Origin of the sequence: Burkholderia aenigmatica, from assembly GCF_902499175.1 — a bacterium.
GTDB lineage: Bacteria > Pseudomonadota > Gammaproteobacteria > Burkholderiales > Burkholderiaceae > Burkholderia > Burkholderia aenigmatica.
Genome location: NZ_CABVQC010000021.1, coordinates 64,719 through 74,213, shown reverse-complemented (window position 1 = coordinate 74,213; position 9,495 = coordinate 64,719). Strand labels below are relative to the sequence as shown.

Genomic DNA, 9,495 nt, shown 5'->3' with positions numbered 1-9,495 from the left:
AACGAGTCATGCCGAGGATTTGCCACGAATGTGTCGGCGAAGCTTATCTTTCCGCCGAAATCGCGAAATCTGATGAAGTGGGCGCATGCGACTACTGCGGCCAGACGTCGCCATCCCTGTCTATCGACGATCTCGCGGAGCGTATCGAAACAGCATTCGAAGACCACTATATCCGCACGCCGGACCAACCAAACTCGTGGCAGGAGCGCCTGCTTGCAGACAAAGAGTCGGACTACGAATGGGACCGCGAAGGAATTCCGGTGCTTGACGCCATCGTCGAGGCCGCGCTGATTCCTCAGAGGGCTGCGGAGGACGTTCTCGCAATCCTTGAAGAACGCCACGGGGACTTTGACATGGACGCTATGGGTGAGGAATCCGAGTTCTCATCCGACTCCTATTACGAGGAACGAGGCCCCGATTATCGCGGGTGGCAAGACGAGTGGCTGGGCTTTGTGAATTCGTTAAAGACTCAAGCGCGGTTCTTCAGTCTCTCTGCCGCCACTCACCTCACAGAAGTCTTTGGCGATATCGACAAGCTCAAAACGCGAAATGCTCGCCCCGTGGTCGTCAACGCTGGGCCGAAGACCTCTCTCGATCACCTCTATCGCGCCCGGGTGTTTCAGACGGATGGATCCCTTGAAGAAGCCCTGCGCCTGCCTGACCGACAGCTCGGATCTCCGCCGCACAAAATGGCGCGAGCCGGGCGCATGAACGCTCAGGGGATCTCGGTCTTCTACGGCGCGACCAATGCGTCGGTGGCGCTCGCAGAAGTGCGTGCGCCGGTTGGAAGTAGAGTCGCCGTCGCGAAGTTTCGCATTACCCGGCGCTTACGTCTCCTCGACCTGACCGCGTTGAAAGGCGTACACGTCGTGGGCAGCATTTTCGACGCCTCGCTGAAACATCGCCTCGAGCGGGCCGCGTTCCTGCGGACCCTAGGAATGTGGATGGCACGGCCCGTCATGCCAGACGATGAAGCGATCGACTATTTGCCGACTCAGGCGGTTGCCGACTTCTTGGCAACGATGAACGAGCCGCGCCTAGACGGGATCGTCTTCCCTTCTGCTCAAACGAAGGCCGGGCGCAATGTCGTCCTATTCCATCACGCGGCCAAGGTGGCGGACTCAACACTTTCGAAAGATGCGGAGATCACGGTCAACTTGGGACAGTGGAGTGATGATGGCTGGGAAATCGATTATTCGGTCCTGGAAGAGATGCCACCACAGCCAGGAGCCAAACGATCAGATTCTGATGGAGGGATATTGGACACGCTGTCTGAATATCCCGCCGAGCCGGCGCGGTGGGACGACGATTTCCGCGAAGTGGCGCTCGAGCTCGAACGGGATTCGGTGAAGGTCCACCACGTGAACTCAGTCAAGGTTAGCACTACGTCCTACTCAGTTCGCCGTTCCCGCTTTGAGAAGCGAAGGCAAAAGTTCTAGCAACTCTCGCGGACGCCTTATTTATGCCCCATCCAAACGGAGGCACAATGCTTCGAAGACTGCTGAAGACCATCAAAACGGCAAGGGAACCGGAAGACGTAAAGCGGGCACGAAATGCGGCAGAAATAGTCGCGCGGGGCGCGGCGCTAACGCTCAACCATGTCGAACTGGACTATCGGAGGCTACCGGCATTCATTAGCACCAAGTTGGTAGGGTATCTCCATGGCTATTCTTCGGTCATCTGTACTTCGTGGGCCGTTCAAGATCCTGGTATAGCTATTGGTGCCACGATGTTTGCGATCGAGTCGATTTTTCCCGAAAGGCGTGAATTCTTCATCGAACTGTTGAGCGCCGAATCACTAAAGTCGGCGGCCTTCGTCGAAGGGGGGGAAGGCGGGTTGGTCGGACGCTGAGAGGATGATCGCTAGAAAGACTGGCTCGGTGGCATTGCTTGATCTGCTTGTCAAAGACTTCAAGGCGTTCTGCAACTATCGGGAAGCTGCTGACTTTGCCACCAAAATCCGCAAACTGGAGGAATTTAAACCGGAAAAGGAACAATGAATCGCTACATTCAGATCGCTCCCGGCGTCCTGTTCGCTGCCGAGGTGCTGAGCCCCGAATGGGGTCGCGAACATCGACAGTATCCACCCGCTGCGCAGCCTTCGTCTGTCACGCAATCCGCGCGGCGAGCGACAAGCGCAGTCGCCGAAGTCAAGTGCGACGCCCAAGAAGCCAACAGCGGTCAGATGGAACTGTTATGAAGGAAAAGCCACGATGCGTGAATTGACCATTGCCGACGCGATGTGCCTTGCCATCAATTTGCTTCGGGATTCTGCGGAATCCCGAAAGATGCCATCCGGAGAGCCGCTTGGCGACGATGCAGCTGCGGTTCACGCAGCTGCCGCGGACGAGTTGAGTGCGTTGTTGTCGCCTCGGACAGGGCAGCCCGACGCAGCTTTTCCGGTCGAGTTGGATCCATCGTTCATTCGAGTGAGCATGGACATGTGGCGCGACGCAACGGACATGAAGATCCCCCTGCACGATGCGTTCAAGATTCATTTCATGGAGCGGCGTAAATCGCTCCTCGAAGGTTTCGAGAAGACGGGAAAAGCATGGCTCGCGATGTTGAGAGCCATGAAACCCACATCAGACGCGAGTGAGCTCGTGGCTCTACGCGCCGACATCGAGGAGTTCGTGAGGTGGACTGAAAACGGCCTCGAAACGCTGGCGCGTCTCGGGAGCGGTCACGACGCCTGACGCCCCGTTCGGTTGGCTACGAGCAGGTCGGCCAGCTTGGAATCTGACCGGAAGGACGCCCGTATGGGCACGCTTTCGAGATTCCACACAGGAAGTGCTCTCCCTACAATTGCTTGCAACTGGCCGCAAGAGATTGATCTAGGCGTGGGGTTGCAGGCTGCAATCCGCGGCTTACACGCGGCCTTGGTACGTCGTGGCAATCTCCGGATCTTGTCGCAGTGCTGTCCGCCCGGTACGGATTGACCGCTTCCTAACCGAATATGTCGAACCCGCATTGCGGTCAAAACGCCGAGGAGCAAACATGATGGTAGCGAGCGGGATGGACACTCAGAGCTTCATCCCTGGTGACGGGGTCTTTTTGGTGATTGCCGAGCCAGCGACCGGCTGCGCGTCGGTCTCGGTCGGCGCGACCCACGAAGCGGTGATGAGCGCATTGAAGGCGGTTGGCAAATCGGCGTTGCGGATCATCAACCTGACGGAACTGGAACACTGGATGGAGAAGGCGGTCTCGACCATTCTCAATCATAAGGCTCAGGCACTACCGGCAGGCACCGCGAGAAGCATGAATGATCTCATTCGAGACGGCATGGATGGCTATTTTGTAGCTTTCGGCGATCACGTCAAGGGTGCTACCGATGCCACACTTGGCAAGGCCACCAGTGAAGCGGATCGTGGCCGAGTAGTGGGGAAGATGTTGGCTGCAGGGCGAACGGTAACGCTGGCCGTGCCGTTCGACCTATTGAACGTGACGATGCAAAGAATGTTGGCGGTGCAATCTGGTCAAGCAGACCCCGATCATGTTATTTGCGATTGAAGCATGTCGCGCCGTCCTTGCGATCAACGGCGAAGTCTATTGAGAGCCGATCCATTGGTTGCTTCCAGATAGGGTGAGCTGAACACGCCTGCAACGCGGGCGGAGCCACGGCGAGACATCTAGAAGTGGAAACGCAAGTCAATAGAATGAGAGCATCGAAATCGGAGGGAGAGTTTTGATGCAGAACACCACGGTACTGGCCACGAGGAAAGATTTCAATCCGTTCACGCTCGCGCTCAAGAAGCGTTGCGAGGCCGAAGGTGAAGTGCTCGTGCGCATGCGCAATAGCGACTACTGCAAGGTCGCTTACCGGCCGGCCAACGCCGAGGATTGCACGGGCGAGGCTTTCCACAAGACGGATCACTCGGCCTACTGGGATCCCAACGGTGAATCCTTCACCAGTTCCGATTTCGATATCGTCGAGCTCGTTGACGTGCCGGCTGCGACGCACACGAAGACGATCCCGATCGACGAATTCCGCGACGGTGCCCGCGATGCGGTTCTGAAGGCGCTCGACACGTACATGCGAGAGCAGACCGGCTGCGATAACGCCCGCGGCGCTCGCGATGCGGATCTGCCGCAGTTGTTCGCGGGCATCGACGCCCACATGGACCGTGTTGCGGCACGACTCAACCGCCCCGACAGCGACGAGGTCGGCTCAGCCCACCTCTCGATCTCCCCCTGAACAGGCACACCCGTCGCGGCGATCATCGCCGCTGGCGGGACTTCGCGACCGAATGATGTTGAGCACATATTCCATGACCCGCGCGGTTCGCTCCGCCGGCGAGCAGATCCGAGCACGAGCGTTACTGCTCGTCATGTTCGTCGGCTCGATGTGGCTGACGTTCTTCCTGTCCGTTGCCATACCGGGGCTGCATCTCGACCGGCATGGCGTCGTTCCGCGCACGCTGAGCGGTCTGCAGGGCATCCTATTTGCTCCCTGGCTGCACGCGAACATCGGGCACATCGCAGCGAACACGGGCGGCCTGCTGATCCTCGGATGGCTGGCCATGTGGCCGCGCATCTCGAACTTCTACAAAGCCCTGATCGGCTCGATGCTGGGCGCCGGGCTCTGCTCCTGGCTTTTCGGCGCGGCCTGGTCCGACCATATCGGTGCGAGTGGCGTCGTGTTCGGATTTGCCGGATACCTCGTAGGGCGAGGGATCTACACGCGCAACGTCCTTGCGATCGTGGTGGCGCTGTTCGTCGTCGGCACGTATGGCTTGAGCATGCTGCTCGGTGTGCTGCCGATCTATCCCGGAATCTCGTGGCAGAGCCATCTGGGCGGCGCGATCGGTGGAATTCTGGCAGCGCGTGGCTCCCATCCCGAGCGCTCGTAAACGAATCCGATCGGGAATCTCAAAGGAACCCCATGAACCTCGCTGTTGAGAACGAGAGGCAGGCAACCCCTAAGATCATTCATTGGATCACCGCGGCGATCGCAGTCATTTCCATGGCAACTGCGTATGCTGGCGCACCTTTCCAACCGGTCAGCATCCAGTCGGAGACCCCGATCAGCAAGGTCTTGATCGGAAACTCGATCGGATGGCTCGTCCGCGTCCGTGACGATCATCGAGCGGTCACGATCGAGCGAAATACGCAGTATGCGACTGCGACGGACATGATTTTCGTGACGCCGACCGGGCTCGTGACCTACGACATCGCAAAAGACGGCCGGGTGGATCTGAACACTGACCGACGGATCATGCGGAACGGTGGCGCGCTCGAGCTCGCGCCGGTGCGGGTATCGGTCCTCGAATTTCCGGACATGGTCAAGCAGGTCGAGTGGACGCGCCCGCTCGCTCTTCAGGTTCAGGCCGTGATCGATCATCACTACGTCGCCCTGAAGTACGCGCCGATGATCGGCGGTCCGAAGATAAGCGGGCCACGCCGCCTGACGATCACTACCGAATCCGGGAAGTATTCGTTCGACGTGGTTGCGGGAACCAGCGGGGCGCCGGTGTACAGGGTAGTCGACGGGAACTGAGACTCTGATAGTTTCAGTTTCTCGTCGAGTGAATCGCTCGAGGCGATCGCGGATAGACTGAGTCGATAAAAGCAAACGGCCCGCTGCGTGCTCCCCTGAGGAGTGCCAGCGGGCCGTGCGGCTTGATCAACGATCGATCAGTGTATCGTGGCTACGCCGTAGCCGATGACGATCAACACGGCGCAGATCACCTGAATGACCAAGCCCTTCCAGCCGGCTCGCTTCAGGTTGAGCCCCATGAGCTCGGACAGCCTGTACCAGATCATGATCGTGAATATGAGACCGATGAAGGTCAGGTCCACATGCTTGTTGATCATGCGATCGATTCCGATCAGGATCGCGAAGACCACGGTGTTGGATAGTAGTAAGGCGAGTACGTCGCGTGTATCCGGCTTGTGGATGGCTACGCCTAAAACTCTCATTTGAATATCCCCGAAAAGCAGGTCACCGCGCTCTCGTTTGACGGTCTGGTGGCGGCATTGTACCCAGAAGCCGTCATGCCCTCTATGGGCGCTTATTGCGGCCGAGTAGCGGGCTGCACCAGCGCGTAGTCCTTGAAGTCGTACGGGCCGAGAGAAGACCGGAAAACGGTCTTGTTGCCGTCCTGGATGGGCGAGGCAAGTTCCTTCTCTGCCGAGTAGGCGTTGGCCCAGTCGACGTAGATGCTCCCGTTGATGCTCACGGTTCGGATGACACCGTGAACCTTCGGATCGTGAACATTGAAGATCTCGCGGCCGCGCATCGTTTCGACGTACCAGGGAAGCTGATCGAGATGGATGTTGCCGGCCTCTCGGGACGCCTTGATGGTCTTCGCCCGTGCGGCGTCGAATGCGGCGCTATCGAAGGGAGTATTCGGGGCGGCCGGCGGCGTGCTCACGTGCGGCTGATCGGGCAGGACGGTTTCGTATGCGACGTCGGTCATGGGCTGGCGCTCCGGTGAGGAGAGGCCAGAGTGCCATGCCAGCGCGCCATTGCAAGACGGTACGTGGAAGCCCACGTTTGGCTTTCGGCGGCACATCATCTTCCCACGGTTGGCGTGGCGAAAGGTGCCCCGTATAGACCCTGATTCAGCGTATCTGACCGGTCCGGCGGTCAATAACATCCAGCTATCCGGCCGCGACTGATGACGCCTGGCCGGTCGATATCTGGAACGGAGCCCTCTACATGAAACGCAGCTTTCTGGCCACGCTGGCTGTTGCCCTCTCATTGGCTGTTTCGCCCGTCACTTGGGCACGCGGAGGCGGAGGCGGGGGTGGGGGCGGTGGCGGCCACTCCGGCTTCAGCTCAAGCCATTCCTCGTCCAGCTCACACAGTTCGTCGAGCGGTAGCAGCCAGGGCAGCGGCTTCGGCAGTTCGCGTTCAAACGGCTCGAGCGCGAGCGCGAGTGTCTCCCGTTCGAACGACTCGAACTCGAGCGCAGGTGGTGTCTCCCGTTCCGGCCCGTCGCTTGGCACCGCGCTTTACAACAGCCAGGCGTCGCGGCAGGCCGCGGCCACGTACAACCGTCCGGCTGCACCGGCACCGGTCTACACAAACGCTGGCGGCTCCGGCGACTATTCGGGCGGTGCACCAACGGCGAACCGCTACAACTCGCCTGCGCCGATCGTCGTGCACCACTACGACAACTCGGGAAGTGGCAGTAGCAGCTTCCTGTTCGGATGGATGCTTGGGCATGAAAGCTCGCGCTCCGCTCCGGTCGTGATCGAGCAGCAGCCGTCCCAGCCGGCCTACGTGCAGTCCGGTGGCATCGCGAACACTGGTTCTCAGCCGGCTGGCAACGCTGGATCGTCGACGGACGCGGTAGCGCCGACCGCAGACCATACCGGTAGCCAGATCCTGCACGTCCTGCTGTGGATCGCAGGTATTGGTGTGATCGGATTCGCGTCCTACAGGCTCTGGACCAACTGGTTGGCCCGCAAGGACAGCTATACCGCGACGAACCACTACAAGCTGTGAGACTGAACGGGAAACCAAGCCGGTAACGCCGGCTTGCCGGTTCCTCCTCATGGCAACTCATGCACATCACGATTCAGGGACATCAATGAGCCTCTTCAATCTCGCCAGCCGCATTGTCGACCAGAAGCTGGACGACGCTGCTCGTGCCCATGCCCCGAAGCTCGACCGCGTGGATACGGGGTTGCCGTTCAACGCGCAGATCGGCGCGCTGCTGGTGATCCCGCGCGCTGAGTTCGCGCTGCTGGACGCAAGTCTTCTGGATATGCCGAAGGACGCTCAACTGCCCATCGAAGCGGCAAGTCGTCTCCATATGAACGGCGACGAAGACCTCAAGCTCTTTCGGCTCTACACGTCGTTAGGCGAGAGCCGGCTCGGCATCGGCGGCACGTTCCTGCAGGTGCTCTGCGGCCCGGACACCCTTGAGGATATCCGCGACATCGCGTATTACCAGTTCCTCACGCGCCAGTTCCCGGTGACCGCCGAGGAACAGGCGCCGTTCCTCGGCGAAGGCTTCGGGCTGGGCGAGATGGACTACTACATGGCGGAAGACCAGCTTTCGCAGATCAACGGCATGAGCGATGCCCGTCTGGACGCGCTGCTGCCCGGCGACGTCGCAGAGCTTCATTTCACGCGCGAGGGCGGCGCGGGCCAGTACGTGTCTCCCTTCCGTGCAACGGAGAACCGGCTGGACGACGCGGTAGGCGATCGCGGAATGAAGAAGGATCTCTCGTTCATGCAGTACACGCGGACGCTTGCTGGCGGTCAGTCTGAACGCCTCCTGATCTCGTTCGAAAACGTGCGCAGTCTCGACGGCCAGCCGTCTGCGGCGGTGTACGTCGATTTCCTGGCCGGGCTCGCGCTCGACCGCAATAAGGTCAAGGTGCTGTAGCGCCGGCCATTTCACTTTCGCCATCCCTTTCAAGGAGTTTTGCACATGTCTGGTTGGAGCCTCACGGCAAACCTCATCAAGAAGCATGTCGGTGTTCTCGGCGACAGCATCGCCACGGCCATCGCCTCGTTCGACCCGGAAACCGCGACGCAGGTGGACCGGGACAATCTGGCCGCGAAGCTGCGCGAAGTCGCGATGAAACTCGCCGACGCGAAGCACAAAAACGCGGCCGCGCAGCAGGCGGCAACGGATCTGGCGACGAGCATCGCGACCGACGAGAAAGCGGCCGAGATCCTGATCGCGAAGTTCGACAAGAAGGAGATCGACGAAGCAACGCTCAACGAGTTCACGAGCAACCTCGAATCGAACAAGGGGAAGCTGCCGGGCCTGCAGCAGGATGCGGCCGCCACGCAGCAGCTCGTCGACACGCTTCAGGACATCCTGAACACCGTCGAGAAAAACCTCAACGAATTCGACGCCAAGGCGAAAGCCGCGATCAGCAGCCTCAACCAGGCACGTGCGGATGAAGATCGCGCGAACCTGCGGCGCCAGGAACAGGACGAACTGAACGCACTGCGCTCGGGTACGGGCGGCGCGTCGACCGGGCTCGCCGCGTTGAACCGGGCGGCCGACGCAGCTCGTGTACGTGCTGATGCCGCGACGACGATTGCCGACATCGGCCAGAAGCCGATCGATCGCCAGAATGCCGTTGAAGAAGCTCGGCGCATCGCCGCCGGCGGCGCAGACTCGGCGACGGAGTCGGCCGTGGAGCGGCTGCGTCGAGTGGCCGCGGCGGGCAAGTAGGCCACGCGGCCGCAGGACGGCCGGGCGATGCCCGGCTGTTTTCGGGCATTCGCATGTCGCGGCTGACGTCAACCACCGAAAGAAGGGGAAAGGGGATGGAAGAGCCGACGCAGCATGGGCAAGATGATGCTGTCATCAAGGCGGGGACAATGCTGGTCGCTGTAGAAGACCCACCGGAATATGTCGTGAAGGGTGTTTGCGCGTTTTCTGTGGTGCGGGCCGAAGGTGAAAGCGCCCAGGATCCATTCGCAGCCGTACGCGGCGCGTTGAAACGGCTACCTGAAACGTCCGTCGACCGATAGCGTCCGGCCGATGGTTGGTAGCCAGTATCAGGAATCCGCATTCGGTG

Annotated in this window: 15 protein-coding genes; 13 read left to right on the top strand and 2 right to left on the bottom strand. The window is 60.3% G+C overall.

What is annotated here, in order from left to right; genetic code table 11:
• Positions 1–8: 8 nt before the first annotated feature.
• The 9 genes from BDO18943_RS17120 to BDO18943_RS17080 all read left to right on the top strand — a co-directional run bounded on the left by BDO18943_RS17120 (position 9) and on the right by BDO18943_RS17080 (position 5,497).
• On the top strand, positions 9–1,439 hold the full coding sequence (locus BDO18943_RS17120; RefSeq protein ID WP_025496242.1) for an RES domain-containing protein: 1,431 nt from the start codon (positions 9–11) through the stop codon (positions 1,437–1,439).
• A gap of 47 nt (positions 1,440–1,486) precedes the next feature.
• Positions 1,487–1,852, top strand: coding sequence for a hypothetical protein (locus BDO18943_RS17115; RefSeq protein WP_025496243.1), 366 nt, complete (start codon positions 1,487–1,489; stop codon positions 1,850–1,852).
• A gap of 4 nt (positions 1,853–1,856) precedes the next feature.
• On the top strand, positions 1,857–2,000 hold the full coding sequence (locus BDO18943_RS17110; protein WP_171030106.1) for a hypothetical protein: 144 nt from the start codon (positions 1,857–1,859) through the stop codon (positions 1,998–2,000).
• The gene (locus tag BDO18943_RS17105) at positions 1,997–2,200 is read left to right on the top strand and encodes a hypothetical protein (RefSeq protein ID WP_025496244.1); all 204 of its coding nucleotides are present in this window, start codon (positions 1,997–1,999) and stop codon (positions 2,198–2,200) included. Before BDO18943_RS17110 ends, BDO18943_RS17105 begins: the two co-directional genes overlap by 4 nt.
• Before the next feature lie 13 nt (positions 2,201–2,213).
• Positions 2,214–2,696, top strand: coding sequence for a hypothetical protein (locus tag BDO18943_RS17100; RefSeq protein WP_025496245.1), 483 nt, complete (start codon positions 2,214–2,216; stop codon positions 2,694–2,696).
• Between the two features lie 301 nt (positions 2,697–2,997).
• Complete coding sequence (locus BDO18943_RS17095; RefSeq protein WP_025496246.1) at positions 2,998–3,510, top strand: hypothetical protein; 513 nt, start codon at positions 2,998–3,000, stop codon at positions 3,508–3,510.
• 178 nt (positions 3,511–3,688) lie between these two features.
• Complete coding sequence (locus tag BDO18943_RS17090) at positions 3,689–4,195, top strand: hypothetical protein (protein ID WP_025496247.1); 507 nt, start codon at positions 3,689–3,691, stop codon at positions 4,193–4,195.
• A 73-nt stretch (positions 4,196–4,268) separates the two neighbouring features.
• Complete coding sequence (locus tag BDO18943_RS17085; RefSeq protein WP_025496248.1) at positions 4,269–4,850, top strand: rhomboid family intramembrane serine protease; 582 nt, start codon at positions 4,269–4,271, stop codon at positions 4,848–4,850.
• 32 nt (positions 4,851–4,882) lie between these two features.
• Positions 4,883–5,497, top strand: a complete 615-nt coding sequence (locus tag BDO18943_RS17080; RefSeq protein WP_025496249.1) for a hypothetical protein — start codon at positions 4,883–4,885, stop codon at positions 5,495–5,497.
• Between the two features lie 137 nt (positions 5,498–5,634).
• Here the strand turns inward: BDO18943_RS17080 and BDO18943_RS17075 are convergent, their stop codons facing one another.
• A complete protein-coding gene (locus BDO18943_RS17075; protein WP_025496250.1) occupies positions 5,635–5,919 on the bottom strand; it encodes a hypothetical protein in 285 nt (94 codons plus the stop codon).
• Positions 5,920–6,011: 92 nt separating this feature from the next.
• Positions 6,012–6,419 (bottom strand): hypothetical protein, encoded by a 408-nt coding sequence (locus tag BDO18943_RS17070; RefSeq protein WP_025496251.1) that lies wholly within the window; start codon positions 6,417–6,419, stop codon positions 6,012–6,014.
• Positions 6,420–6,661: 242 nt separating this feature from the next.
• Here BDO18943_RS17070 and BDO18943_RS17065 point away from each other — a divergent pair, with 242 nt between their 5' ends.
• From BDO18943_RS17065 to BDO18943_RS17050, 4 genes are all read left to right on the top strand, one after another.
• Positions 6,662–7,453, top strand: coding sequence for a hypothetical protein (locus tag BDO18943_RS17065; RefSeq protein ID WP_025496252.1), 792 nt, complete (start codon positions 6,662–6,664; stop codon positions 7,451–7,453).
• Between the two features lie 85 nt (positions 7,454–7,538).
• A complete protein-coding gene (locus BDO18943_RS17060; protein WP_089454686.1) occupies positions 7,539–8,342 on the top strand; it encodes a DUF2491 family protein in 804 nt (267 codons plus the stop codon).
• Between the two features lie 45 nt (positions 8,343–8,387).
• On the top strand, positions 8,388–9,146 hold the full coding sequence (locus BDO18943_RS17055) for a hypothetical protein (RefSeq protein WP_089454685.1): 759 nt from the start codon (positions 8,388–8,390) through the stop codon (positions 9,144–9,146).
• 95 nt (positions 9,147–9,241) lie between these two features.
• Positions 9,242–9,448, top strand: coding sequence for a hypothetical protein (locus BDO18943_RS17050; protein ID WP_137962568.1), 207 nt, complete (start codon positions 9,242–9,244; stop codon positions 9,446–9,448).
• The last annotated feature ends 47 nt before the right edge of the window (positions 9,449–9,495 follow it).

Bases quoted from the DNA above. Each gene is read 5' to 3' on its own strand.
- BDO18943_RS17120 (WP_025496242.1), top strand. From the start codon at position 9: ATGCCGAGGATTTGCCACGAATGTGTCGGCGAAGCTTATCTTTCCGCC.
- BDO18943_RS17115 (WP_025496243.1), top strand. From the start codon at position 1,487: ATGCTTCGAAGACTGCTGAAGACCATCAAAACGGCAAGGGAACCGGAA.
- BDO18943_RS17110 (WP_171030106.1), top strand. From the start codon at position 1,857: ATGATCGCTAGAAAGACTGGCTCGGTGGCATTGCTTGATCTGCTTGTC.
- BDO18943_RS17105 (WP_025496244.1), top strand. From the start codon at position 1,997: ATGAATCGCTACATTCAGATCGCTCCCGGCGTCCTGTTCGCTGCCGAG.
- BDO18943_RS17100 (WP_025496245.1), top strand. From the start codon at position 2,214: ATGCGTGAATTGACCATTGCCGACGCGATGTGCCTTGCCATCAATTTG.
- BDO18943_RS17095 (WP_025496246.1), top strand. From the start codon at position 2,998: ATGATGGTAGCGAGCGGGATGGACACTCAGAGCTTCATCCCTGGTGAC.
- BDO18943_RS17090 (WP_025496247.1), top strand. From the start codon at position 3,689: ATGCAGAACACCACGGTACTGGCCACGAGGAAAGATTTCAATCCGTTC.
- BDO18943_RS17085 (WP_025496248.1), top strand. From the start codon at position 4,269: ATGACCCGCGCGGTTCGCTCCGCCGGCGAGCAGATCCGAGCACGAGCG.
- BDO18943_RS17080 (WP_025496249.1), top strand. From the start codon at position 4,883: ATGAACCTCGCTGTTGAGAACGAGAGGCAGGCAACCCCTAAGATCATT.
- BDO18943_RS17075 (WP_025496250.1), bottom strand. From the start codon at position 5,919: ATGAGAGTTTTAGGCGTAGCCATCCACAAGCCGGATACACGCGACGTA.
- BDO18943_RS17070 (WP_025496251.1), bottom strand. From the start codon at position 6,419: ATGACCGACGTCGCATACGAAACCGTCCTGCCCGATCAGCCGCACGTG.
- BDO18943_RS17065 (WP_025496252.1), top strand. From the start codon at position 6,662: ATGAAACGCAGCTTTCTGGCCACGCTGGCTGTTGCCCTCTCATTGGCT.
- BDO18943_RS17060 (WP_089454686.1), top strand. From the start codon at position 7,539: ATGAGCCTCTTCAATCTCGCCAGCCGCATTGTCGACCAGAAGCTGGAC.
- BDO18943_RS17055 (WP_089454685.1), top strand. From the start codon at position 8,388: ATGTCTGGTTGGAGCCTCACGGCAAACCTCATCAAGAAGCATGTCGGT.
- BDO18943_RS17050 (WP_137962568.1), top strand. From the start codon at position 9,242: ATGGAAGAGCCGACGCAGCATGGGCAAGATGATGCTGTCATCAAGGCG.